The organism is Flavobacterium sp. LPB0248 (assembly GCF_013388355.1).
Lineage (GTDB): Bacteria > Bacteroidota > Bacteroidia > Flavobacteriales > Flavobacteriaceae > Flavobacterium.
In genome coordinates this window covers 735,658-761,575 of sequence record NZ_CP058246.1, presented here as the reverse complement: position 1 = coordinate 761,575, position 25,918 = coordinate 735,658, and the positions used below count along the sequence as shown (strand labels likewise).

General features: G+C 33.8%; 16 protein-coding genes. 7 read left to right on the top strand and 9 right to left on the bottom strand.

The features are described from left to right. Positions 1 to 389 precede the first annotated feature (389 nt). The 4 genes from LPB248_RS02995 to thrA form a co-directional block, all read right to left on the bottom strand. On the bottom strand, positions 390 to 2,006 hold the full coding sequence (locus tag LPB248_RS02995) for an ankyrin repeat domain-containing protein (RefSeq protein ID WP_218279848.1): 1,617 nt from the start codon (positions 2,004 to 2,006) through the stop codon (positions 390 to 392). A gap of 135 nt (positions 2,007 to 2,141) precedes the next feature. Next, a complete protein-coding gene (gene thrC, locus LPB248_RS02990) occupies positions 2,142 to 3,431 on the bottom strand; it encodes a threonine synthase (RefSeq protein ID WP_177210115.1) in 1,290 nt (429 codons plus the stop codon). Positions 3,432 to 3,845: 414 nt separating this feature from the next. Next, positions 3,846 to 4,766 carry a homoserine kinase gene (locus tag LPB248_RS02985; protein WP_177210114.1) on the bottom strand — a complete coding sequence of 307 codons (921 nt, stop codon included), beginning with the start codon at positions 4,764 to 4,766 and terminating at the stop codon, positions 3,846 to 3,848. 145 nt (positions 4,767 to 4,911) lie between these two features. Beyond that, complete coding sequence (gene thrA / locus LPB248_RS02980) at positions 4,912 to 7,359, bottom strand: bifunctional aspartate kinase/homoserine dehydrogenase I (RefSeq protein ID WP_177210113.1); 2,448 nt, start codon at positions 7,357 to 7,359, stop codon at positions 4,912 to 4,914. A gap of 642 nt (positions 7,360 to 8,001) precedes the next feature. On the opposite strand from thrA, the gene hutH reads away from it, so the two are divergent. The 5 genes from hutH (at position 8,002) to LPB248_RS02955 (ending at position 14,212) form a co-directional block, all read left to right on the top strand. Beyond that, complete coding sequence (gene hutH, locus LPB248_RS02975) at positions 8,002 to 9,516, top strand: histidine ammonia-lyase (RefSeq protein WP_177210112.1); 1,515 nt, start codon at positions 8,002 to 8,004, stop codon at positions 9,514 to 9,516. A 49-nt stretch (positions 9,517 to 9,565) separates the two neighbouring features. Then, entirely contained in the window at positions 9,566 to 10,210 is a 645-nt protein-coding gene (locus LPB248_RS02970) for a DUF47 domain-containing protein (protein ID WP_008462731.1), read from the top strand. Positions 10,211 to 10,240: 30 nt separating this feature from the next. Next, a complete protein-coding gene (locus tag LPB248_RS02965; protein ID WP_177210111.1) occupies positions 10,241 to 11,581 on the top strand; it encodes an inorganic phosphate transporter in 1,341 nt (446 codons plus the stop codon). A gap of 187 nt (positions 11,582 to 11,768) precedes the next feature. Continuing rightward, positions 11,769 to 12,764 carry a WG repeat-containing protein gene (locus LPB248_RS02960; RefSeq protein WP_177210110.1) on the top strand — a complete coding sequence of 332 codons (996 nt, stop codon included), beginning with the start codon at positions 11,769 to 11,771 and terminating at the stop codon, positions 12,762 to 12,764. Between the two features lie 41 nt (positions 12,765 to 12,805). Beyond that, positions 12,806 to 14,212 (top strand): SMI1/KNR4 family protein, encoded by a 1,407-nt coding sequence (locus tag LPB248_RS02955; protein ID WP_177210109.1) that lies wholly within the window; start codon positions 12,806 to 12,808, stop codon positions 14,210 to 14,212. A 6-nt stretch (positions 14,213 to 14,218) separates the two neighbouring features. Here the strand turns inward: LPB248_RS02955 and LPB248_RS02950 are convergent, their stop codons facing one another. The 3 genes from LPB248_RS02950 to LPB248_RS02940 all read right to left on the bottom strand — a co-directional run bounded on the left by LPB248_RS02950 (position 14,219) and on the right by LPB248_RS02940 (position 18,892). After that, positions 14,219 to 14,737, bottom strand: coding sequence for a DUF421 domain-containing protein (locus LPB248_RS02950; RefSeq protein ID WP_177210108.1), 519 nt, complete (start codon positions 14,735 to 14,737; stop codon positions 14,219 to 14,221). A gap of 100 nt (positions 14,738 to 14,837) precedes the next feature. Next, entirely contained in the window at positions 14,838 to 16,205 is a 1,368-nt protein-coding gene (gene rimK, locus LPB248_RS02945) for a 30S ribosomal protein S6--L-glutamate ligase (RefSeq protein ID WP_095930862.1), read from the bottom strand. Between the two features lie 140 nt (positions 16,206 to 16,345). Continuing rightward, a complete protein-coding gene (locus tag LPB248_RS02940; protein ID WP_177210107.1) occupies positions 16,346 to 18,892 on the bottom strand; it encodes an ATP-dependent Clp protease ATP-binding subunit in 2,547 nt (848 codons plus the stop codon). Positions 18,893 to 19,149: 257 nt separating this feature from the next. Between LPB248_RS02940 and gyrA the strand changes: the two genes are divergently transcribed. Both gyrA and LPB248_RS02930 read left to right on the top strand, forming a co-directional pair. Beyond that, positions 19,150 to 21,792: a DNA gyrase subunit A gene (gene gyrA / locus LPB248_RS02935; protein WP_177210106.1), complete on the top strand. Its 2,643-nt coding sequence runs from the start codon at positions 19,150 to 19,152 to the stop codon at positions 21,790 to 21,792. A gap of 37 nt (positions 21,793 to 21,829) precedes the next feature. Then, positions 21,830 to 23,098: a tetratricopeptide repeat protein gene (locus LPB248_RS02930; RefSeq protein ID WP_177210105.1), complete on the top strand. Its 1,269-nt coding sequence runs from the start codon at positions 21,830 to 21,832 to the stop codon at positions 23,096 to 23,098. 60 nt (positions 23,099 to 23,158) lie between these two features. On the opposite strand, the gene LPB248_RS02925 is transcribed toward LPB248_RS02930, so the two are convergent. Together LPB248_RS02925 and LPB248_RS02920 are read right to left on the bottom strand one after the other, a co-directional pair. Continuing rightward, on the bottom strand, positions 23,159 to 23,578 hold the full coding sequence (locus LPB248_RS02925) for an OsmC family protein (RefSeq protein WP_177210104.1): 420 nt from the start codon (positions 23,576 to 23,578) through the stop codon (positions 23,159 to 23,161). Between the two features lie 300 nt (positions 23,579 to 23,878). Further along, a complete protein-coding gene (locus LPB248_RS02920; protein WP_177210103.1) occupies positions 23,879 to 25,858 on the bottom strand; it encodes a DUF349 domain-containing protein in 1,980 nt (659 codons plus the stop codon). Positions 25,859 to 25,918: the final 60 nt, after the last annotated feature.

Genomic DNA, 25,918 nt, shown 5'->3' with positions numbered 1-25,918 from the left:
TTTGTTTTTCAAATATATGTATTTTTCATTGCTAATTTTTACGGATTTCCGTAGTAACAAAAAAAGCGAGTAAAAATTTTTTACTCGCTTTAATCATTTATTATATGTTTTTCTATCCCAAGAAACTCTTCAATTCCTCATAAGTACCAATCTTAACACTAACTTTTTCCTCATTAATAACACTTTCAATTTGACTCGATAGCGCGGATTTGTAATCCGTGCCCGCAAAGATTGGCAAGTTCTCTTTCTAGAAACATTAATTTGCATAATTTTCGTTTAATGATTTGTTTTGTGTCTCACTGTTGCGGGCACGGATTGCAAATCCGCGCTATCGGGGTCACGAGCGAGATGCTCGCGCTAGTTAGAGAAGGGAAGTCGTTAGCAAAACTTTACAGCAAGATTAATTTTACTTCATTATCTGTATAAATTATTAAATTCTCTTTACTTTCATCAATATATAAATTTCTTATTTCGTTAACTAAGTCTAATTGAATCTCTTTAAGTATTTTCTTTTCTTGCTTATCAATGAATAATATAGTCTTTCCTTTTCCGATAAGGATAACCTTTTCATCTTTAAAAGCCAAATAGCTCAAAGCATGTTTTGAATGGTATTTCGAAATATCCATTTCCCAAATTTTAGTAATAGTATCATGTTTAAATAAGTAGTATTCTAATTCATTTGGAAATGATACGGCAAATTCACTAGAATTGAATGCAAATCCGCTAGAAGTGTTATTCCATTCTTTAAAGAAGCAATGAATAAATTGAACGCTCAAATCTTCTTTAAGATGATATAAATTAAAATAGGTTTCTTGGTCATAACTATCAAAAGCAATCAAGTTATTATGATTTGTTTTGGGACTAAGAGTACCATCTTCAGCTTTAGTTTTGCTAATTATTTCAAAATTTTCAGAAAGTAAGACTATTTCCCAATTCTGAGAACTGCCAATGTATAAGCTTCTTGATGGAAGATAAGTAATTTGATCTAAAACTAAATCTTTTGGTAATGTTATAGTTTTTGTGTGTTTAAAAGATTCTTCCTCAATAATTAATAATTTATTATCTCCCGTAGGAACTATAATATTTCCTTGATAATCAAAAGTAAAATTTCTAATTGTAGGAACATCAATATTTATAATTTGGTTGACTATAATTTCATTCCCAGATTTTGAATACTTTACTAAGTTAGAATTTTTTGTTAGCGCTATAAAAGTTGATAATTTAAGGAGATTTTCTTTTATAAAAAATATTCTTTCGTAATGATAATTTTCAGTTGATAGATGTGTTACTTTGTTTGAGATTATTTCTGAATAGTATTTTTCAAAATGATTTAAAATACTTTCACACCTTCCTTGTTTTGCTAAATAATATGGTGTTCTGCTGCTACTGTCTTTTTTCCATTCACATCCATTTTTATAAACGAAATCAAATACTTCAGGTAAATCAAGCCAAGCTAGCTTATGAAGTAAATTGCTTTTGTTTTCATCACAACCATTTAGTTCAATTTTATGCTTTAAATAAATTTTCACACATTCAATTGATTTACACTTTAAATATTGAGGTTCTTGTTTGTCTATTTTTGCACCATTACTCAATAATAAATCAACTATTTCAGCCTTGTTTTCCTGAGTTGCACAAAAAAGCTCTCTGTCATTCATTGTTGCACCTTTTTCAAGAAGATACTTAGCAATTTCATAATTATCTGCCCAACATAATGGAGTAGCATATATTCCACTTCTCTCAGAATTAACATTGGCCCCTTTATGCAAAAGATATTTAACCATTTCAAAATTTCCACTTAACGATGCAATATGCAATGGTGTATTATCCATCCATCCTTTTAGAAATATTTCTGATGGATTATGTTTTAAATGTTTTTTGGCTTCTTCATTTTTATGCTCTTGTATAAGAATGAATATTTCAGGTGTTTGTGTGTGATCAGTCTGATATATGTTTGGTTCAGTTGTTTCTCTCAATTGGTTAGCTATTTTATTTAAAAACCTCATTTCGAATTATATTTTTTATTCAATTTAACTTAGTAAATATAAGATTTGTCCTTTTAAAAATAGTTGTCAAAATAAAAAACCATAGATTATAATATAATCTATGGTTTTTTATTTTTTATTATAGAGATGATTTTTTTACCCCAAGAACCCCTTCAACTCCTCATAAGTCCCAATCTTCACACTTACTTTCTCCTCATTAATAACACTCTCAATTTGAGCAGGAATAGGAAGTGTAATTCCTAACGCAGGTTCAACAACATCTAAGAATTTAATAGGATGCGCCGTTTCTAAGAAAATACCAATGGCGTTCGGGTGTTTTTCAAGTTCTTTTTTCAAACCTAAATAACCAACAGCGCCATGTGGATCTGCAATATAACCGTCTGTTTTGTAGATTTTCTTTAGGGCTTCTAGTGTTTCTTCGTCAGTATAACTATAAGAAGAAAAATCTTTTTCGAAAGCTTTTAAATCATTATTGTATAATTCCTGAATTCTAATAAAGTTACTTGGGTTTCCAACGTCCATGGCGTTAGAAATTGTTGCTTTAGAAGGTTTTGGGTCGTATTTTCCGTTTTCTAAGAATCTTGGTACGGTGTCGTTTACGTTTGTAGATGCTACAAAATGCTCAATTGGCAAACCTAATTTCTTTGCCATAATTCCCGCACAGATATTCCCAAAGTTTCCGCTTGGGCAAGAGAAAACCAAAGGTTTGTTTTGGCTTTTCAAGGCTTTGTAAGCAAAGAAGAAATAGAACATTTGCGGTAACCAGCGCGCAATATTAATAGAATTTGCCGAAGTCAGGTTTTTATGTGCTAAAGTTTCATCTAAAAATGCTTTTTTTACCATATCCTGACAATCGTCAAAAACACCGTCAACTTCAAGCGCTTTAATGTTTTGCCCTAAAGTCGTCAATTGTTTTTCCTGAATATCGCTCACTTTTCCAGACGGATATAAAATGACAACATCAACGCCGTCAACGCCAAGAAATCCGCTTGCAACAGCTCCGCCTGTATCTCCAGAAGTCGCTACTAAAACGGTGTTTTTAGCGTCTTTTTTGTCTTTGTTGAAATAGCCCAGACAACGCGACATAAAACGCGCTCCAACGTCTTTAAACGCCATTGTTGGGCCGTGAAATAATTCTAACGAATAGATTCCGTTTTCGACTTTCACAACAGGAAAATCAAAAACTAAAGTTTCAGCAATGATTTCTTTTAGTTTTTCTGCTGGGATTTCGTCTCCAACAAATTGTTTAATCGCTTCAAAAGCAATTTCTTCGTGGCTTAAACTTTCGATTTTATCAAAAAATGAAGGATCAAGCGGTGTGATGTTTTCTGGGAAATATAATCCTTTGTCAGTTGCTAATCCTTGTATAACAGCTTCTTGAAAAGAAACTTTTGGGGCATTATGGTTTAAACTGTAGTATTTCATTGGTTGTTTTTTATTTAACCGCAAAGCACGCAAGGAATTGGTTTCTTTTGAAAACGCAGAGATCGCAAAGCTTTGTGGTTATATTTTTTTATTTCAATAGTTATTTTTAAGCATTTTTGTCATTTCGAGGAACGAGAAATCTTCGCAAGTAACTCCGCAACGTTAATCCAATCTTTGTCGAGCTTCTCGTGGAGATTTCTCCTCCGTCGAAATGACAAACTGCATGGCTATGCCTTGTGTCTACTCTTTGTCGAGCTTCTCGTGTGATCCTTCGTTCCTCAGGATGACAAACTGTGCGTGCAATACTTTGCAGGGCTTCGACGGAGTTTATCCTGAGGAACGAAGGGCTCAGCCTGACAAGCGTCTCGTATAACTCTTAATACTTAATTCTTCTTACTTAATACATTTCACATTTTACAAAATCCTTACGCCATCAGGGTTGATTTTCGAAACATGAATTTCATACGGTAAATTCATTTTTTCATAAACGTCGCTCATGGCTTTTGCGATTTGTTCTGCGGTTTCTTTTCCTCTGCTTAAAGCGAATATTGATGGACCAGAACCTGAAATTCCAGAACCTAAAGCGCCGTTTTCATAGGCGGTTTGTTTGATTTGATCGAAACCTGGGATTAAAACACTTCTTAAAGGTTCAACGATTTCGTCATGAAGCGAACGTCCAATTAATTCGTAATCTTTGGTGTAAAGACCTGCTACTAATCCGCCTACATTTCCCCATTGCATGATGGCGCTTTTTAGGGAAACGTTTTGTTTTAAAACTGAACGAGCGTCAGATGTTTTCAACTCAATTTGCGGGTGAACTACCGTTGCGTACAATTCTTCTGGACTATCAATTCTGATAATATCAAGCGGTGCATAACTTCTTACCAACGTAAATCCGCCTAAAAGGGCAGGAGCAACGTTGTCGGCATGCGCGTTTCCGCTGGCTAATTTTTCGCCCTGCATCGCAAACTGAACTAAATCTTTACGAGAATACGGTCTTCCTAATAATTCATTAATTCCGAAAACCGCTCCAGCAGAACTTGCAGCACTGCTTCCGATTCCGCTTCCGGCTTTGATATGTTTATAAATTTCGATTTCGAATCCAAAATCCAGTTCGTCCAAAGTTTCCAGCATTGCCAGCGCAGCAACTCCAGAAACGTTTTTCTCGGTTTCCAAAGGCAAATCGGCACCGACAATTTTAGTGATTCGAACTCCTTTTTGATCGACTTTTCGAACAATCATTTCATCGCCCGCATTGTCTAAGCAAAGTCCCAATACGTCAAATCCGCATGAGAGATTGGCGATAGTTGCTGGGCAAAATAGTTTAATTTCCATTTTTTTATAAGGTTCAAAGTGGCAAAGGCTCAGAGGTTCAGAGGCTTTACTGCTTATTGTTTTTTTAAGGTTCACAATGGCAAAGGTTCATAGGCTCAAAGTTTTTTAACTTTGTCCCTTTGCACCTTTGAGCCTTTGTACCTCTTTATATATTTCCAATTCTAATTACATCCGCAAAAATTCCTGATGCTGTTACTGCTGCTCCAGCTCCAGCTCCTTTGATCAATAAAGGCTGATCTACGTAACGATCTGTGTAGAAAAGCACGATATTGTCTTTTCCTTCTAAATTGTAGAAAGGATGATCTTTTGGAATGAATTGTAGACCTACGCTTGCTTTTCCATTTTCGAATTGCGCTACGTATTTCAATCTTGAATCTTTGGCTAAAGCTTCTTTATAAATATCTTCAAAATGAGCAGCGTGTTTGATTAACGATGCGAAGAAATCTTCGTTGTTCGTTGTTGCTAAACATTCTGCTGGCAGGAACGATTCGTTTGCAATGGCGTCAATATCCATTTCGTAACCGCTTTCGCGAATTAGGATTAAGATTTTACGCGCTACGTCGATTCCGCTTAAGTCAATTTTTGGATCTGGTTCTGTGAATCCTTGAACTCCAGCTTCTTTTACCACATCGTGGAAAGAGTTATTTTCGTCAAAATTGTTGAAAATAAAGTTCAAACTTCCAGATAAAACCGCTTGAATTTTATGCACTTTATCTCCAGATGCAATCAGGTTTTTTACTGTATCGATAATTGGCAATCCCGCACCAACATTCGTTTCAAACAAGAAAGGAGCATTGTATTGACGAGACAAGCTTTTTAATTTTTTATAGTTGTCGTAAGCAGAAGAACAAGCAATTTTGTTGCAAGTTACAACGGCAATACTTTCTTTTAAGAATTTCTCGTATGCTTCAGAAACTGTTGCATTTGCAGTGATGTCTACGAAAATACTGTTACGTAAATTCAGTTCTTTTGCCTTTTTGATAAATTCTTCAATGCTTGCTGGTTCGCCTTCGCTTAAAGCGGCATCCCAATTTTTTAAAGAAATTCCGTCTTCATCAAATACCATTTTTCTAGAATTAGACAAAGCAATTACGCGAACGTTGATCTTTAAATTATCTTTTAAGAACTTTCTTTGATTGTGAATCTGCTCGATGAATTTTTCTCCCACATTTCCAACTCCCATTACAAATAGGTTCAGCTGTTTTGTATTTTCTTCGAAGAAGTTTTCGTGTAAAGTATTCAGTGCTTTTTTAACGTCTCTTTCGTTAATTACAGTCGAAATGTTTCTTTCAGAAGCACCTTGCGCGATTGCACGAATGTTCACGTTGTTTTTTCCTAAAGTGCTGAACATTCTACCGCTTAAACCTTGGTGGTTTTTCATGTTTTCGCCCACCAAAGCAATAATACAAAGGTCTTTTTCTACATAACAAGGGTCGATTTTGTTCTGAGAAATTTCGATTTCAAAAGCGCTGTTGATTGCTGCTTCTGCATTATCAGCATCCGAATTCAAGATTCCGATACAAATTGAATGCTCAGAAGAAGCCTGAGTAATAAAAATAACGTTGATTTTTTCCTGAGACAATACTTCAAACAAACGTCTAGAAGAACCCGCAACTCCAATCATTCCTGGACCTTCAAGAGTTAAAAGCGAAATATGATCGATATGGCTAATTCCTTTTACAACTGTATCTTTTGATGAAACCTGATTCGAAATCAAAGTTCCCTCAGCTTCTGATTCAAAAGTATTTTTGATTAAAATTGGAATGTTTTTTCTTAAAACTGGCTGAATTGTTGGCGGATACAACACTTTTGCACCAAAGTGCGACAATTCCATTGCTTCTTGATAAGAAATAGTGGCAATTGGCTGTGCTTGTTTTACAATTTTTGGGTTTGCAGTAAACATTCCGTTTACGTCAGTCCAGATTTCCAATTGTTCGGCATTGATTGCGCCAGCGATAATGGCAGCAGTATAATCTGAACCTCCGCGTCCTAAAGTCGAAGTGATTCCGTCCAAAGTCTGCGCTATAAATCCAGGCATAATATTGATTTTCGCTTCATTCGAACCAAAATATTCCTGAATCAATTTATTTGAAACTTCAAAGTTTACAACTGCTTTTCCGAAGTTATTATCTGTTTTAATTAATTCTCTACTGTCTTTGTAAACTGCATCTTTACTGATTTGCTCATAGGCTTTAGCAATAATGAATGAAGAAAGTAATTCTCCAAAACTTAAGATAGTATCGGCAGTTCTAGGAGATAATTCGCCAAGCAAGAAACATCCGTCTAATAAAGTTTCTAAATGGTTGATGATTCTTTTTACATGGCTTAGAAGACTGCTTTGTTCGCTAACAGGAATCAGTTCTTTTAGTGTGTCAAGGTGTTTTTTCTCGATTTCAGCCACAACTTCTCTAAAGCTTTCGTCGTTTGCCGCAGCTTTTGCCGCCGCTGACTGTAGTAAATCAGTTACTTTGCTTAGGGCAGAAACTACTACAACGAGTTGATCTTGTTTAGATTTTTGATTGACAATTTCGAGAACGAGTTTTATATTTTGAGCATTGGCTACCGAAGTTCCGCCAAATTTTAATACTTTCATTTTGTGTGATATTTTTAATAAGGTGCAAAGATTTTGAGTAACAAAGGTTCAAAGGTTATCAACTGTGAACTGAAACTGAAAACTGCGACTTTTTTTTGTAAATGTTTTTTATGTATCCAATAACTCTCTTCTTTCAAGAAAAAAGTATAGGTAACCTAGGATTATATGTAAAAATGTATACCCCTAAGGGGTAGTAGTTGTTGTAGTAGTAATAATGGTAGCAGCAATTGCAACTCGTGTTGGAGCTGTAATAGTTGTAGATTGATATTTTATGCTGTTACTTTTCATTTTTGATTTTTCAAAAGTACAGCTTTTTATATGAGTTAAAAACTTAGAAGGCGTTTTTACGAATATTTTAATAATTCAAATCTCTATAAATCAATATTGAGTATTTGTTAAAATTGAATATGCTAAATTGATGTTTTGATATATTTTGGACAGCTTTTTTTTGAGATTTGGTCCGTGCAAATGATTGATGTTTAACTCAAAAAGACCTTAAAAATGGGTTGTAACAGTATATTTTGATTTAAAAAGCGATTTGAAATAGTTAAACCGCTTTTAAAGAAAACTTAATTATTGTGATAAAATGTTGCTTTTTAATATTGATTTGTTGAATTTTGGCGTTTAAAATTTACAATCATCATGAGAGAGATCCATTATATAAGTTCAGAAACGATTACTTTAGAAACATTACAAGAAATTTTAAGTCAGAATAAAATACTTGAATTATCTGAGGAAGCTAAAGTAAATGTTCAGAAATGCCGCGATTATTTAGATAAGAAAATGGCATCGCATACTGCACCAATTTACGGTATCAATACAGGTTTCGGATCTTTGTATAGTGTGAAAATCTCTAACGAAAATTTATCTAAGCTTCAAGAAAACTTAGTAAAATCGCACTCTTGCGGTACTGGTGAAGAAGTTCCTGCCGAAATCGTAAAAATGATGCTGTTGCTTAAAATTCAATCTTTAAGCTATGGACATTCAGGAGTTCAATTGATCACTTTACAGCGTTTGGTTGATTTTTACAATAATGATATTCTGCCAATAATATATACTCAAGGTTCGCTTGGTGCTTCTGGAGATTTAGCTCCATTGGCACATTTGTCTTTGCCTTTAATTGGAGAAGGAATTGTATTATTTGAAGGAAAAAAGGTAGCTTCTGCAGAAGTTTTGAAGCAGTTTAACTGGGAACCAATCGTTTTACAGTCAAAAGAAGGTTTGGCTTTATTGAACGGAACTCAGTTTATGAGTGCTTATGGAGCTCATATTTTAATTAAAGCGTATAAATATTCGTATTTGGCAGATTTAATCGGAACTATTTCTTTGGAAGGTTTTGATGGAAGAATCGAGCCATTCAACGAATTGATACATTATATACGTCCGCACAAAGGACAAATTGTAACCGCACAAAGAATTACTGAATTCTTGGAGGGAAGTGAAATTATCACTCAAGAAAAGAAACACGTTCAAGACCCGTATTCTTTCCGTTGTATGCCACAGGTTCACGGAGCTTCAAAAGATGCAATTGATTATGTCAGAAAAGTATTCAAAACAGAAATCAACTCGGTAACTGATAATCCTAATATATTTATAGAAGCCGATCAGATTATTTCTGGAGGAAATTTCCACGGACAGCCTTTGGCTTTAGCATTAGACTTTATGGCAATTGCTTTGGCCGAATTAGGAAGTATTTCTGAAAGAAGAACTTATCAATTAATTTCAGGATTGCGTAATCTTCCAGCATTTTTGGTAGATAATCCAGGATTAAATTCAGGTTTCATGATTCCACAATATACTGCAGCGAGTATTGCAAGTCAAAACAAGCAATTAGCGACACCTGCAAGTATTGATAGTATTGTTTCCAGCAATGGTCAAGAAGATCACGTGAGCATGGGAGCAAACGGTGCTACAAAAGCCTTACGAATTTTAGATAATTTGGAGCGTATTTTGGCAATCGAATTATTAAATGCTTCTCAGGCAATTGCCTATAGAGAGCCTTTAAAATCAAGCGATTTTATCGAAATGTTCTTAAACAGCTACAGAGAAGTGGTGCCTTTGGTAAAAGAAGACAGAATCTTACATAATGACATAGAAAACACGGTGTTATTCCTTGAGAGTTTTCAAATTGAAAACGATTTGTTAACAATGGCTTAACACTGAAACGTGTTATTGAAGGTAATTTTGCGCTATCAAAAATAAAACAATGTCAATAAACAGTATTTTCCAATTTTTAGTGCCGAAAGACAAAAAATTCTTTCCACTTTTTGAAGAGGCTTCTAGCAATTTAATTGAATTAGCTTCTAACTTACACGAAGCTGTAAATTTACCATTAAAAGAAAGAGAAATTCTTTTTCAAAAGATTGACGAATTAGAACAAAAAGGAGAAGACATTACACGTCAGACTAACCTTGAGTTAAGCAGAAACTTTATTACTCCATTTGATAGAGAAGACATTCACACGTTAATTACTTCAATTGACAACGTTGCAGATTACCTTCACGGTGCATCTAGCCGTATGAGATTGTATCAAGTTGATAAGATTACAAAATCTATCAGAAAAATGACAGAAATCAACCTTGAAGCTTGTCAAAACATTGACAGTGCTGTAAAAGAGTTGAGAAACTTACAAAACTTTAAAGTTATTAAAGATGCTTGTGCTAGAATCAACAAACTAGAAAACAAGTCTGATAACGTATATAACAAAGCAGTTTTTGAAATTTTTGAAAACGAAACAGACGCTAAAAATATTATTAAATATAAAGAAGTGTTATCTGTTTTAGAATCAGCAACAGACAAATGTAAGAGTGTTGCGAACATACTAGAATCTATTTCTGTAAAACATTCTTAATTCAATTTTTCAATCTGAAGTTATAATTTTATGACGCTACTTATATTAATTATAGTATTAGCCTTAATTTTTGATTACATCAATGGTTTTCATGATGCGGCAAATGCTATAGCGACTGTTGTTGCAACAAAGGTTTTGACACCTTTTCAGGCGGTTGTCTGGGCAGCATTTTTTAACTTTCTGGCTTATTGGGTTTTTGGATTTGGTGTTGCGGATACTGTTGCCAAAACAGCGCACACAATGGAAATTAACCTTGTTGTTATCCTAGCCGGAGTAATTGCAGCAATCTGTTGGAACTTATTGACTTGGTGGTTAGGAATCCCTTCAAGTTCTTCGCATACCTTAATTGGAGGTTTCGCAGGAGCAGCTGTAGCGCACGCTATTGCAGTTCATGGTTTCTCTGGATATGTTGGAGAAGACGGAGCAACTCACTACTGGTATGAAATTGTAAGCTGGTATAAGGCCGGTAAAGATGGCGGAATGCCCTCGGGAGTCCTCATTATTATTGCATTTATTGTATTAGCGCCACTTTTAGGAGTTATTGCTTCTTATTTAATTTCGATTTGGCTGTTAAATGCTTCTCGTAAAAGTATCGGACCAAAAATATTTACTGTAGCTTTAATGCTTGCAACTATTTGGTTTGTTTACGTTCAAATGGTTTCTTATGAAGAAATTGTAGAGCACGGAAAACCTCGTTTTGATTCTCATTTCTGGAGCGTTGTATTCGATTCTCATAATATTAAATGGTTCTTAGTAGCTTTCATTATCTTGACAGTGAGTGGATTTTGTTTAATATTCAGTAGTTTGAATCTTCATCAGGCAGATGCTGCTTTAAAGAAAATGCAGTTGTTGTCTTCTGCGGCATTTAGTTTAGGTCACGGAGGAAACGATTCTCAAAAAGTAATGGGTATTATTGCTGCTGCTGTAGCGGTATATATTAATACGAACCCTGGAGTTCACATGGATGCTTGGCTAGATGTTGTGCTTCCAAATGACGACGCAGGTATTAAAGGTGTAATGCCAAGTTGGATTCCTCTTGCGTGTTATTCTGCAATTGCAGCAGGAACTTTAAGCGGTGGATGGAAAATTGTGAAAACAATGGGTTCTAAAATCACTAAAGTAAGCTCGTTTGAAGGTGTTGCAGCAGAAACTGCAGGAGCTTTGACACTTTACTTTACAGAACACTTAAAAATTCCAGTAAGTACAACACACACTATTACAGGATCTATTATTGGAGTTGGATTAACAAAACGTGTTTCTGCCGTTAGATGGGGAGTTACAGTAAGTTTAATCTGGGCTTGGATCTTAACTATTCCAATTTCAGCTTTATTAGCAGGTTTGGTTTATTTTATTCTAAGCGTCTTTATGTAATCTGAGAAAATGAATTTTGTAAAATGTGAAAAGTAAATCACATTTTGTTAATATAGAAAACCGATTTCAAATCTGAAATCGGTTTTTTTTGTTTTAATTTGTTTTAAAGTGAAAGAATAAAAACTTTTGAAGGTTATAGATAAAACCGATTTCACAGACTTTTGTAAATAGCTTAATATTTAAAATAATGAAGAGAATAATTTTGTTGGTTTTGATGCTGATTGTAAAAACTGGTTTTGCTCAGGCAAATGACAAAGCGTTTAAATATGGTTTTGTTGATCAGACAGGAAAAGAAATAGTTCCTTGCAAATACGACGGTATTACTGCTTTTGAAAATGGGTTTGCTGTTGTGCAATTAAAAGGCAAAAGCGGGGTAGTTGATAAAACCGGAAAAGAAGTAATTCGCTGTATTTATGATGAAATAATTAATAAGCAGAATTGGATAACTATAAGCAATAAAAATGCTAAAACTCAATATTTAATCAAGTCTTCAGATGTTTTGCTAACTAAAAAATACGATGAAGCAAAAACTTTATCTCCAGAAATTACAGCTGTAAAACTAAATAATAAATGGGGTTTTATAGATGTGGTTGGAGAAGAGATAACTCCGAAATATGACGAAATAATTGACTTTGCAGATAGGTTTGCCGTTGTGAAATTAAATGGCAAATTTGGTATCGTGGATCAGATTGGGAAAGAGGTTGTTCCTCCAATTTATGATCAAGTTCAAAATTTTAAAGAAGGTTTCGCAGTAGTAGAATCTAATAATAAGTTTGGGGTAATTAGTGAAGAAGGGAAAATTGTAGTTCCTGTTAAGTACGATATGAATTTTTATTTTAAGGATAATGTATCTATTGTAAAACAGGAAAATAAATATGGCATTTTGGATAACGACGGAAAAGAAATCGTTTCATTAAAATACGATTTTATGTTTTTAAATGATGACTTAATTCAAGTGAAAATAGGCGATAAATACGGATTGATTGATAAAACAGGAAAAGAAATTGCTCCAATTAAATATGATGTAATTGAATCGTTTAAAGACGGAATTGCTGTGATAAAGTTGGATGGAAAATATGGTTTTATTGATAAAGAAGGGAAAGAAATCGTAATGCCTAAATATGAAAAAGCAGATGATTTTAAAGAGGGTTTAGGTCTTGTTAGAATTGAGGCTTCGAAGTAAATTTAGATTAGGGTTCTTTGATAATTTTTTAAATAATTATAATGAGTGAAGAAATTACAAGTCAGATTGAAAGAATTAAGAAGAAGCTGATTTTAGCAAAAGATATAGACAAAGACTTTAAAGTTTTTGGTGCAGAATCTCATGAATATATTTTAGGCGAAACGGTAAATGAAGATGATATTTTAGAATTTGAAAAAGAGTGTATTCTTTCTCTGCCAGAATCGTATAAAGCTTTTTTGCTTTGTATTGGAAATGGTGGGATTTCATATCAAAATTCTGCTGCTGGTCCTTCGTATGGTATTTATCCTTTAGGTAAGTATATAAATGAATTTGTTTATGATAATCCCGAAAATTATTTAAGGAATGATTGTGTTCTTTATCCTGAAATGGCAGATCAGGAATGGCAGGAATTAACTAAAAAGATAGATGAGAATGATGATATTTCTGATGAAGAATTTGATAATGAATTAGGAAAAATGTTCGCTGGAGTTTTACCTATTGGCAGTCAAGGATGTTCTTATTATTATGGATTGGTTTTAAACGGAAAATTTAAAGGGCATGTTGTATATATTGATGTAGACAGACAAAAACCATTTTTTCCTTTTGAATCTAATTTTTTAGACTGGTATGAACGCTGGTTAGATGAAATTACAGCAGAAAATACAGAGGTAGATAATGACTTATTCTCTTATACACTTGGTGGTGCTATAAATCATATTTTGGATGTATACAAATTTGCGGATGATAAAGAAACAAAACAACAATGCTTGTTGGGGATTCTAAAAAAGAAAAATGTAGATTCACAGACTTTAGATTTTTTAGAAAAGGAGTATAAATTAAGTGAAAATGAAATTCAAAAAAGTCTGCTGCAGATACTTACTAAATTTGATTATAATCGTGCGTATCAGTATTTACTTGATTTTGCTGAAAAAGATTTATTAAGTGTTTTTAAATTTGTATACTGGTATGCAAAGAATAAAAGTGCTGATTGGTTGCAATTCATTAAAACTAATATTGAAAGAATTAATGATGAAGAAACATTTCGATTTTGTACTTATTTGTTGAAGGAAATGAATATAGATTACGGTTCAATAATTATTCCGTTTACTACTCATTTAAATGAAGAGATAAGAGTGACGGCTTATTATTCTCTTGGGAAATTAGAAAATAAAGCAGATTATTTGGATATTTTTATTACAGGTTTGAATGACAAAATAAATAGAATTGTACACACTACTTTACAGGCTTTAGATGGTGTGAAAGAAGAAAAACTTTTAAAACATTATAAAAATATAGCAGAAAGGTTTCCGGTGGAACAGGATTATGTCTTGGTTAATTTGAATCATAGATTGAAAGATTATGGCTTGACAAATAAAACAATATTAACTTCAGATTTTGGTGCTTTGCCAAATAAAAGAGGGAAAAAATGGTATATATTTTGGAAATGAAATTTTCTAATTTTTTTGTAAATTTTTACGATTGTGTTTTCGCTTGTAATGCGTCTGTTTAAGCTGTTTCTGATCTTTCGAAATAATACTAATAGTTCCGTCAATTTCAAGCATGGCAAGTTTAATATCCGTTAGATGTTCTAAACCGTGTTCGCGTGCTGCTTCTTTTAGTTCTTCATGCGAAACATCTAATCTGCTTAAAGTTTTAAAATCTAATATGCCATCATGAATTAAGATTTCAGGTTTGTCAAGCAGCAAATCGCTAAGAGTTTTGAATTTCTTTGTCAATTTCTTAATAGCAAAGTTGATCGAAAACAAAACCAATGCAGCAACCAATCCTCCTATTAAACTTGTATCTGGACCAACCATCGCATTTTGAACAGAGTTGCTGATCAATAAAATTAGAATTATGTCGGCAGTATTTAGCTGTGAAAGTTCTTTTTTGCCAAAAACGCGAAGCGCAATTGTCATAAAGAAATACACAGCAACGCTTCTGATAATAATATCTAAATAAGGAAAAGTCATATTTTTTATTTTAAAGTTAAATAAAAAAGCTTTGCCAAAGTTTTAAACTTTGGCAAAGCTGCTAAATTATTTATGAGAAATTAAGTTTAAATGAACTTAATTATAGTTTAAAATTCTTTTCAATCGCTCTAATCATTTCGCCAGCTACATCTTTATTAGTTGCGCCTTCAATTCCTTCCAGACCTGGCGAAGAATTTACTTCAAGCAATAAAGGTCCTTTTGAAGAGCGAATGATATCAACTCCGGCTACTTTTAAATCCATTGCTTTTGCAGCTTTAATCGCGATCTTTTTTTCTTCTGCAGTTACTTTAATGACAGATGCGGTTCCGCCCAAATGAATGTTAGCTCTAAATTCGCCAGGCATAGCTTCACGTTGGATTGCGGCAACCACTTTTCCGTCGATTACAAAACAACGAATATCTTTTCCGTTGGCTTCCTTAATAAATTCTTGAACTAAGATATTAGCATTTAAACTTTTAAAAGCATTGATAACACTTTCTGCAGCTTTTTTGGTTTCGGCCAAAACAACGCCTTTTCCTTGTGTTCCTTCTAATAATTTTACAATTAAAGGTGATCCGCCTACCATTTTAATTAAATTGTCTGTATCAAGCGGAGAATTGGCAAATCCTGTAGTTGGAATGTCTATTCCGCTGTTTAAAAGTAATTGCAGTGAATATAATTTATCTCTCGATTGCGTAATTGCTGTAGCTGAATTTAGTACAAAGACTTTTAAAGCTTCAAATTGACGTGTCAAAGCGCAACCATAAAAAGTAATACTTGGTCGGATTCTTGGAATAATAGCGTCAAATTCGTTTAAGATTTTACCGCCTCTATAATGAATTTCGGGTTTTTTAGCGTCCAGTTTCATGTAGCATTCTTTAATATTTAAGAAATGCATCTCGTGCCCGCGCATTTCACCCGCTTCCATGATTCTTTTATTGCTGTATAATTCTGGATTACTGGCTAAAAGACCAATTCGTAAACCTGTCGTTGCTTTTTCTGAGTTCTGGTATAATTCTTTTAAGGATTCTGCTGTAGGCTGTCCTAAGAGATATTTTTGTTCTGGATCGACTAAAACCCTTCCGCTCATCGCTTCGCGTCCTAAAAGCATTCTAAATCCCATAGAATCGCGATTTGTTAGAGTCATTTCGATTGGCCATTTTGCATCGCCAATTTTTAAGTTGGTTTGGATCACATAGCGATGTTCTCTAAATCCGCTCGAACTTTTTACAATTCGCTTATCAACCAAAGGTGCTTCGCAATGAATAATGGTTTTGATATTATTCTGAATCGGGTTAATGTCGAATTTTACCCAATTCGCATCATTTTTTATAAAAGGAGCTATGTTTAGAGCGTGCATTGCCGAAGTTTTGGCACCAGAATCTACACGAGCCTTAATTGTCGGGATTCCTAGTTCTGGAAATGAGCACCATTCTTCGCTGCCTAAAATGACTTTGTTTTGAAGCATATTTTGTTTTGTATTATAGAATTTAAATTCAAAAATAGCTATTTGCTTTTATTAAAGATAGTGATTTTTGATAAAAAAAATACCCGTTATGTTATGAAAACGTAACGGGCATATTATGAATGTTATAAATTTTGACTAATTTATTGATTCGATGGCTCTTCGGCTTTGTGAATTTCAACTGATAATTCTTGAGAATCATCTTTTAAGTCCATCATGATTTCATCGCCAGAATGAATTTTTGAAGTGATAATTTCTTCGGCCAACAAATCTTCAACATATTTCTGAATTGCTCTTTTCAATGGTCGTGCTCCAAACTGTTTGTCAAAACCTTTTTCAGCAATAAATGCTTTGGCTTTGTCTGTTAAAGTTAATTTGTAGCCTAACTCTGCAATGCGAGAATATAGTTTTTTCAATTCGATTTCGATAATCAAATCAATATCTGATTTTTCTAAACTGTTGAATACAATTACGTCATCAATTCTGTTTAAGAACTCAGGAGCAAAGGTTTTCTTCAATGCATTTTCGATAATGCTTTTTGAGTTTTCATCAGCTTGTGCTGTTCTTGCAGCAGTACCGAATCCAACACCTTGTCCGAAATCTTTTAACTGACGTGCACCAACGTTAGATGTCATGATGATGATAGTGTTTTTAAAGTCAATTTTACGACCTAAACTATCTGTTAAATATCCGTCATCTAAAACCTGAAGCATCATGTTGAATACATCTGGGTGTGCTTTTTCGATCTCATCTAAAAGAACTACACAGTAAGGTTTTCTACGAACTTTCTCAGTCAATTGACCACCTTCTTCGTATCCAACGTATCCTGGAGGCGCTCCAACTAAACGAGAGATCGCAAATTTCTCCATGTATTCGCTCATGTCAATACGAACTAAAGCATCTTCAGAATCAAATAATTCTTTTGCTAAAACTTTAGCCAATTGCGTTTTACCAACACCAGTCTGACCTAAGAAAATGAATGAACCAATTGGTTTGTTCGGATCTTTAAGACCAGCTCTGTTACGCTGAATAGAACGAGCAATTTTAAGAACCGCTTCGTTTTGACCAATTACTTTGTTTTGAATTAGTTCAGGCAAGTGCGCTAATTTATTGCTTTCTGTTTGTGCAATTCTGTTTACAGGAATTCCAGTCATCATAGAAACAACATCGGCTACATTATCTTCTGTAACTTCAATTCTGTTGTTTTTAGAATCTTCTTCCCATTGTTCTTGTGCTAAAGCAAGATCTTTTTCGATACGTTTTTCATCATCGCGAAGTTTGGCTGCTTCTTCATATTTTTGTTTTTTAACAACCATATTTTTCATTTCGCGAACTTCTTCCAACTGACGTTCTAGATCCAAAATTTGTTTCGGAACATCGATGTTAGTAATGTGTACGCGAGAACCAGCCTCATCCATAGCATCAATCGCTTTGTCTGGTAAGAAACGCTCAGACATATATCTGTTTGTTAATTTAACGCAGGCTTCAATAGCTTCTGGAGTATAAGTTACGTTGTGGTGATCTTCGTATTTATCTTTTACGTTGTTCAAAATCGCAATAGTTTCTTCAACAGAAGTTGGTTCTACAATTACTTTTTGGAAACGTCTTTCTAAAGCACCGTCTTTTTCAATATATTGTCTGTACTCATCAAGAGTAGTAGCACCAATACATTGGATTTCACCTCTTGCTAAAGCAGGTTTGAACATGTTTGAAGCATCAAGCGAACCTGTTGCTCCACCAGCACCTACAATAGTATGGATTTCATCAATAAAAAGAATAATATCATCATTTTTTTCAAGCTCGTTCATCACAGCTTTCATTCTTTCTTCAAATTGCCCTCTATATTTAGTTCCCGCTACTAAGCTTGCTAAATCTAAAGTAACAACACGTTTGTGGAAAAGAATACGAGATACTTTCTTTTGAATGATACGTAAAGCAAGTCCTTCTGCAATAGCAGATTTACCAACTCCAGGCTCTCCAATAAGAAGCGGATTGTTCTTTTTTCTACGGCTTAAAATTTGCGATACACGCTCAATTTCTTTTTCTCGTCCTACAACAGGGTCTAATTTTCCTTCCTCAGCCATTTCTGTTAAATCTCTCCCAAAATTATCTAAAACAGGAGTTTTTGATTTTTTGTTTGACTTATTGGCGGGATTATTAAAACTGCTTTCTTTTAGACTGTCATCTTGTCCTGAATCGTCATTATACGATTCGTTTCTTGGCAAGTTTTCTAAGAATTCTTCTTCGTTTGGAGTCATATTTAAGTACTGTTCTTTAGCTACGTCATAATCTATTTTTAGTTTATTCAATAGCTTGGTTGTTGGATCGTTTTCGTTTCGTAAGATGCATAACAGCAAATGTGCGGTGCTAATCGATGAACTTTGAAATACTTTTGCTTCCAGAAAAGTGGTCTTCAGGGCTCTTTCGGCCTGTCGGGTAAGATGAAGGTTTTTCTTTTCAGCATTTACCTCAACGCTCAGGTTGGCAGGGCTCAGTATTTCTACTTTTCTGCGTAAATGATCTAAATCGACATCTAGGTTATTAAGTATATGAATAGCTTTTCCGTTACCATCTCTTAAAATACCTAGCATAAGATGTTCTGTACCAATAAAGTCGTGCCCTAGACGTAGAGCTTCCTCTTTACTGTACGTAATAACATCTTTTACTCTTGGTGAAAAATTATCATCCATAATATATAATTGGTATTGTAAATTTAGTGAATTACAGTTTTAAAAACAAAAACCGTACCCATCGACATCTCCTGTCAGCTAATAGACGAAAAAAAAGACAATAAAAGAGTTAAAAAACGTTTAATTTATTAACTAAAAGCCAAAATAAAGTTGTTAATAAATCATTTAAATAAGTGTAAGGAAATAGCTGAAAAAATTTTAAAAAAACGTATCTTGGCACGCTTTGAAACTATTATAATTATTTAATATAACAACTTATGTCTGAAGGAGAAAAGTTAATTCCTATTAACATTGAAGATGAAATGAAATCAGCTTACATCGATTATTCGATGTCAGTAATTGTATCGAGAGCACTTCCTGATGTTAGAGATGGCTTGAAACCAGTGCATCGAAGAGTTCTTTACGGAATGTATGATTTAGGTGTAACATCAAGATCTGCCCATAAAAAATCTGCAAGAATCGTGGGAGAGGTTCTGGGTAAGTATCACCCACACGGAGATACCTCTGTTTACGACGCAATGGTTCGTATGGCTCAAGAGTGGAGTATGCGATATTTATTAGTTGATGGTCAGGGTAACTTTGGTTCTGTCGATGGAGATAGTCCTGCAGCAATGCGTTATACTGAGGCCAGAATGCGTAAAATTTCTGAAGAGATTATGGCCGATATCGAAAAAGAGACAGTTGATTTTCAATTGAACTTTGACGATACAATATATGAGCCAAAAGTAATGCCAACAAGAGTTCCTACTTTATTAGTAAATGGAGCAACAGGTATTGCAGTTGGTATGGCGACAAACATGCCGCCACACAATTTAACTGAAGTTATCAACGGTACTTTAGCATATCTTGATAATAGCGATATTGAAGTAGATGAATTAATAACTCATATTAAAGCGCCTGATTTCCCTACAGGAGGTATTATCTACGGATATGAAGGTGTTCGTGAAGCTTTTAAAACGGGTAGAGGACGTATTGTAATGCGTGCTAAAGTCGGTTTCGAAGAAGTGGACGGAAGAGAATGTATTATTGTTACAGAAATTCCATATCAAGTTAACAAAGCCGAAATGATCAAACGTACGGCTGATTTGGTTAACGATAAAAAAATTGAAGGTATTGCCAATATTCGTGATGAATCGGATAGAAATGGTATGCGTATCGTTTATATCTTAAAACGTGATGCTACACCAAACGTAGTTTTAAATACTTTATACAAATACACTCAATTACAATCTTCATTTAGTGTTAATAATATTGCATTAGTAAAAGGACGCCCTCAATTACTGAATCTAAAAGACATGATTCATTACTTCATTGAGCACCGTCACGATGTGGTAGTTAGAAGAACGCAATTTGAATTACGTAAAGCAGAAGAAAGAGCACATATTTTAGAAGGATTAATTATTGCTTCTGATAATATCGACGAAGTAATCGCGTTAATTAGAGGTTCTAAAAACACAGATGAAGCGAGAGAGAAATTAATCGAAAGATTTAAATTGTCGGATATTCAAGCTCGTGCAATTGTTGAGATGCGTTTACGTCAGTTAACAGGTCTGGAGCAAGATAAATTAAGAGCTGAGTTTGACGAGTTAATGAAGTTAATCGAGCATTTAAAAGCTTTATTAGCAGATGTTAATTTGAGAATTGATTTGATTAAAGAAGAGCTTACAGAAATCCGTGATAAATACGGTGATGAGCGCCGTTCTAAAATTGAATATTCTGGAGGAGATGTAAGTATTGAAGATTTGATTGCTGATGAAAATGTGGTAATTACCATTTCGCATGCAGGTTACATCAAACGTACGAACTTGACAGAATACAAAACTCAAAATAGAGGAGGAGTTGGTCAAAAAAGTGCTGGAACAAGAGATCAGGATTTCTTGGAACACATGTTTGTGGCAACAAACCACCAATATATGATGTTCTTTACGCAAAAAGGAAAATGTTTCTGGATGCGTGTTTATGAAATTCCAGAAGGAAGTAAAACGGCAAAAGGTAGAGCAATTCAGAACTTGGTGAATATTGAAAGTGATGATAAAGTAAAAGCTTTCATTTGTACGCAAGATTTAAAAGATAAAGATTATATCAATACTCATAATCTTGTAATGGTAACTAAACAAGGACAGGTTAAGAAAACTTCTTTAGAGAAATATTCTAAACCTCGTGTAAATGGAGTTGCCGCAATTACAATTAAAGAAGGTGATGAGTTGCTTGGTGCTCAGTTAACAAATGGTGAAAGCCAAATTATCTTAGCGGTTAAATCTGGTAAATTAGTTCGTTTTGAAGAAACTAAAACACGTCCGATGGGAAGAACAGCTTCTGGAGTACGTGGAATTACCTTAAAAGATGAAACTGACGAAGTAATCGGAATGGTTACGGTTGATAAAAATGATATTTCTGAATCACAAATCTTAGTGGTAACCGAAAACGGATACGGAAAACGTACTAAATTGGTTGACGAAGATGGAGAAGATGTTTACAGAATCACAAACCGTGGAGGTAAAGGGGTTAAAACGCTTAATATTACTGAAAAAACCGGTAAATTAATCTCTATTAATGCAGTAACTGACTCAGATGATCTGATGATTATCAATAAATCAGGATTGACAATTAGAATGGCAATCGAAGATTTACGTGTTATGGGACGTGCAACTCAAGGTGTTAGATTGATCAATTTAAAAGGAAAAGATTCTATTGCTGCTGTAACAACTGTAATGAAAGATGATGTAGAAGAAGTAGAAGTAGATGAAGATGGAAATGTAATTGGGGCAATCGAGAGAGTTAAACCAGACTTGGAAGTTCTTGAAGATGACGGATCTGCGGAAGATGACGATGATTCTGATGATGAAGAGGTAGAAGATGAAGACGATGCTGAGGCAGAAGATGAAGAATCTGAAGAATAAGTAAAAAACAAAAAATTAAATACAAATAAATACCATTATGAAAAGTAAATATGTAATACTTGCATCAGCATTACTGATCTCTGTAGCTACGTTTGCTCAAAAAGATCAAATTAAAAATGCTGAAAAAGCATTAAAAGGAGGAGATGCGCAAGGTGCTCTTGCTCAATTAAAAGATGCAGAGAGTTTAATTGTGAATGCTAAAGATACTGAGCAGGCACAGTATTATTTCGTTCAAGGAAATGCTTTTCTTGAACTTGCAAACAAAAAGGTTGAAGAAAGTAAAAACTTATTAGCAGCAGCTGATAGTTACAAGAAATTAATTGAAGTAGAAAAAACTTCTGGAAAACAAAAATATTCAACACAAGCTGCGGCTTCAATTACAAACATTAAAGGTTTGTTAATCAATTCTGCAATTGCTGATACGCAGGCTAGCAAACATGTTGAAGGTGCAAAAAAATTGTACGAAGCATATGAATTAGACAAAAAAGATACTATTAACTTGTACTATGCAGCTTCTACAGCTGTAAATTCACAAGATTTTGATCTTGCTTTGCCAATGTACGAAGAGTTGAAAAAAATTAATTATTCAGGAAAAGGAACGTTGTATACAGCTATAAACAAAGCTTCTGGAAATGATGATAGTTTTGCTAATGCTAAAGAAAGAGATTTAGCTGTTAAATTAGGCACTCACGAAAAACCTAAAACTGAAGCTATTCCTTCTAAAAGAGGTGAGATCTACAAAAACTTAGCATTAATCTTAGTTCAAAAAGGACGTACAGAAGATGCTAAAAAAGCAATCGCCGATGCTAGAAAAGCAAATCCAGAAGATTCTTCTTTAATTTTAACAGAAGCTAATTTATATCTAGAGACTAAAGACTACGATATGTACAAAAAATTAGTTAATGAAGCTTTAGAGAAAGATCCTAAAAATGCTGACTTAGTATTTAATTTAGGGGTAATCAGTGCTGGAGCTAAAAACAATGCTGATGCAGAGAAATATTACTTAAAAGCAATTGAAATTAATCCTGAGTATACAAATGCTTATTTGAATCTTGCGGCATTAAAATTGGAAGCTGAAAAACCAATCATTGATGAAATGAATAAATTAGGTACTTCTGCTAAAGATATGAAACGTTACGATGTTTTAAAAGCACAAAGAGAGGCTGTTTTCAAAGGAGTTATTCCTTACCTTAAAAAAGCGAATGAATTAGATCCTAAAAATGAGGATGTTTCTAAAACATTATTAGGAGTTTATAGCGCTCTTGAAATGACTGCAGAAGCTAAAGCTTTAAAAGCAAAAATGTAATTATTGGCATTATAAAATAAAAAAAAACCATTCACAATTGTGAATGGTTTTTTTATGTCCTTAACTGATTAGTTCAGTAGATAAAGTAATAGTTGTATTTAGCAGTTTTGAAATCGGACAGATTTCTTTGGCTTTTGCAGCTGTTGAAGCAAATTCCTCTGCAGATATGGATGGAACTTTACCTTTCAAATCTAAGTGGATCAAAGTGATTGATCCATCTTCAAAAGTTACTGTAGCTTCTGTATTTAAATCATCGGCTGTAAACCCAGCTTCATTTAGTAAAAAGCTTAATTGCATCGTAAAACAGCCAGAATGAGCTGCAGCAACCAATTCTTCAGGATTTGTTCCAACGCCGTCAGCGAATCTTGTTTTAAAAGACAATTGTGCATTATCTAAAGTTGTACTTTGTGTACTGATTGTTCCTTTTCCTTCCATACCGGTTCCTTTCCAGTTGGCGTGTGCTTTTCTTGTAAATTTCATATTCTCCTTATTTAAAATTAGTATTAAATGTTATTTGCTTGATTGCTAGTTAATAGTGGTAACTCAAATATAATCAATATTTTGCAGAATAGTTTTATGAAATTTAATGAGATTGTTAAGTTTCAGGTTTTTGAATTTGGATTTAACCGTAAAGCGAACAATCGTGATGGCTATCGGGATACGCAAAGTTGGCAAAGTCTTTAAGTAAAGCTTTGCGGGCTTTACGTTAAAAAATAAGTGCAAAAAAAAAGTGTAACAATTGCTCGTTACACTTTATTATTCTTTAGAATTTGACTAGAATTACTCTTGTCCTAAGTTTCTTAATTGTTTCAATTTGTCTTTCCAAACCTCAAGGCTCTCTTTGTGAATTGCAATGTTTTTACGAACCTCTGTAACAATTGAATTCTCTTTTTTAGCATTTTTTGTGTTGGTAAAGAACTGAATGTTATTCTCTAATTGGAAAATTTCATTTTGAACTTCTTCAATTTTACGCATAATAAAGATCTTTTCATTGTCTAATTTACGCGTATCATTGCTGTCAGATAAAGAATCAAGACGATTTGCAAAACGCATCATTTCAGATTCTTTTTTGCTTAAACTTAGTTTTTCAAAAAGAGCATCTAAGATTTTATTAAATTTTCCTTCAATATGCCTTCTAGAAAAAGGAACTTTTCCAAAACCTTTCCAAGTTTCAATATGTGCTTTAATGGCATCTAAATCAGTTTTGTGATCTCCAGTTAATTGGAAAGCTCTTAAAACATCCAAGTAAGCTTTCTTATTGTCAAAAGCAGCAACTTCATCACTGTTCTCTTCAGATTTGTGCTCTTTTAATTTGTCAAAATAATGGTTGCAAGCATCCTTAAATTCTTTCCAGATTTTGTCTGAATATTTTTTAGGAACGTGCCCAATTTGTTTCCATTCTTCCTGGATCTGTTTCATTACAGGTGTAGTAGCTTGGAAATCGGTGCTTTCCTGCAATTCTTTAGCTTTTGCTACAAGAGCCAGTTTTTTATTTAAATTATCGTTTTGGTCTTTTTTAATGTCTTTATAAAACGAATTTTTAAAAGCGTTGAAATTTCTAACCGCAGTTTTAAAAGTCGCCCAAGTTTCTTCATTAACTTCAGAAGGTACTTTTCCAGCTGCAAAAAACTCATTTCTTAGCTCTTCTACTTTTTGAATTTGAACAAGCCATTGAGAATGAGAATTTACTTTTTCGCTTCCAAGTGCTTCAATTTTAGCAATAATTTCTTTTTTGGCTTCAAGATTTTTTTGCTCATTTGCTCTTTGACTTTCAAACAAAAGTTCTCGTTTGTCATGTATTTTCTTAGTCAGTTCACTAAACTGATTCCAGATGGCATCACGATGTTCTTTAGAAACAGGTCCGATTTCTTCTTTCCAGATTCTGTGTAAATCTTGTAATTCACGGAAAGATTTGCTCACATCGGCATCGTTTGCCAATTCTTCAACGCGCGCTATAATTTTTTGTTTTAATTCTAAGTTATGTTTAAAATCTAAATCCCTAGCCTCACGGTCTAAATGAAGATAATCGTAGAAATTTTCTACGTGGAAATGGTAATTATTCCAAACGTGATTGTATTTGTCTTTTGGAATAGCTCCAGCGTTTTTCCATCTTTCTCTTAATTCATTAAAATGCTTAAGAGTATCTTTTATGTTTTCCTGCGGATTGATTAGTTCTTTTAACTCTTCAACAATAGCTAGACGATTTTCTAAGTTGCTTTTTAAATTCGTCTGTAAATGTTTAAAATGAGCATTTCTTTTCTCTCTAAAAACATTATAATATTCGTCGAATTTTGATTTTAACGGAAGGTGATATTCAAATTCTTCATTCGGATCTGGATTAGAAGCTAAAAATTCTTCTTTTTTCTCTTCTATAAGATGATGATATTGTAGCAAGAAAGCTTTTTTGATTTCTTCAATATGATCTTTTACAGACATTACCTTGTCTATATTCACCAATTTTTTAAGTTCATCAACAAGTGCGTCCAGAGTAAATGTATTGTAATCTTGCATAGGAATGTCGTGACGTTCCTTTAGCGTTTCGTCTTCACTTTCAGCAGCGTTCGAATTGGTAATAACATCTAATGCCTCCTGATGGGCATCTTCTTGTTTTGTTACTTCGTTTTCAGTTTCTGAGACCAAATCTTCGGTCAAAGTTTCAGAATCTGAGATTTCGATTGCATCATTTGCTACAGAATCATTTATTTCGATTCCTGATTTTCCGTCTGCTTCTTGCAGGTTATCATTCTTTTCTTCTAACATCTTTAAAAATGTATAAGGTTTTTATTTTAAACAGTGCGAAAGATAGTAAAGGTGTTTCTA

Bases quoted from the DNA above. Each gene is read 5' to 3' on its own strand.
- LPB248_RS02995 (WP_218279848.1), bottom strand. From the start codon at position 2,006: ATGAGGTTTTTAAATAAAATAGCTAACCAATTGAGAGAAACAACTGAA.
- thrC (WP_177210115.1), bottom strand. From the start codon at position 3,431: ATGAAATACTACAGTTTAAACCATAATGCCCCAAAAGTTTCTTTTCAA.
- LPB248_RS02985 (WP_177210114.1), bottom strand. From the start codon at position 4,766: ATGGAAATTAAACTATTTTGCCCAGCAACTATCGCCAATCTCTCATGC.
- thrA (WP_177210113.1), bottom strand. From the start codon at position 7,359: ATGAAAGTATTAAAATTTGGCGGAACTTCGGTAGCCAATGCTCAAAAT.
- hutH (WP_177210112.1), top strand. From the start codon at position 8,002: ATGAGAGAGATCCATTATATAAGTTCAGAAACGATTACTTTAGAAACA.
- LPB248_RS02970 (WP_008462731.1), top strand. From the start codon at position 9,566: ATGTCAATAAACAGTATTTTCCAATTTTTAGTGCCGAAAGACAAAAAA.
- LPB248_RS02965 (WP_177210111.1), top strand. From the start codon at position 10,241: ATGACGCTACTTATATTAATTATAGTATTAGCCTTAATTTTTGATTAC.
- LPB248_RS02960 (WP_177210110.1), top strand. From the start codon at position 11,769: ATGAAGAGAATAATTTTGTTGGTTTTGATGCTGATTGTAAAAACTGGT.
- LPB248_RS02955 (WP_177210109.1), top strand. From the start codon at position 12,806: ATGAGTGAAGAAATTACAAGTCAGATTGAAAGAATTAAGAAGAAGCTG.
- LPB248_RS02950 (WP_177210108.1), bottom strand. From the start codon at position 14,737: ATGACTTTTCCTTATTTAGATATTATTATCAGAAGCGTTGCTGTGTAT.
- rimK (WP_095930862.1), bottom strand. From the start codon at position 16,205: ATGCTTCAAAACAAAGTCATTTTAGGCAGCGAAGAATGGTGCTCATTT.
- LPB248_RS02940 (WP_177210107.1), bottom strand. From the start codon at position 18,892: ATGGATGATAATTTTTCACCAAGAGTAAAAGATGTTATTACGTACAGT.
- gyrA (WP_177210106.1), top strand. From the start codon at position 19,150: ATGTCTGAAGGAGAAAAGTTAATTCCTATTAACATTGAAGATGAAATG.
- LPB248_RS02930 (WP_177210105.1), top strand. From the start codon at position 21,830: ATGAAAAGTAAATATGTAATACTTGCATCAGCATTACTGATCTCTGTA.
- LPB248_RS02925 (WP_177210104.1), bottom strand. From the start codon at position 23,578: ATGAAATTTACAAGAAAAGCACACGCCAACTGGAAAGGAACCGGTATG.
- LPB248_RS02920 (WP_177210103.1), bottom strand. From the start codon at position 25,858: ATGTTAGAAGAAAAGAATGATAACCTGCAAGAAGCAGACGGAAAATCA.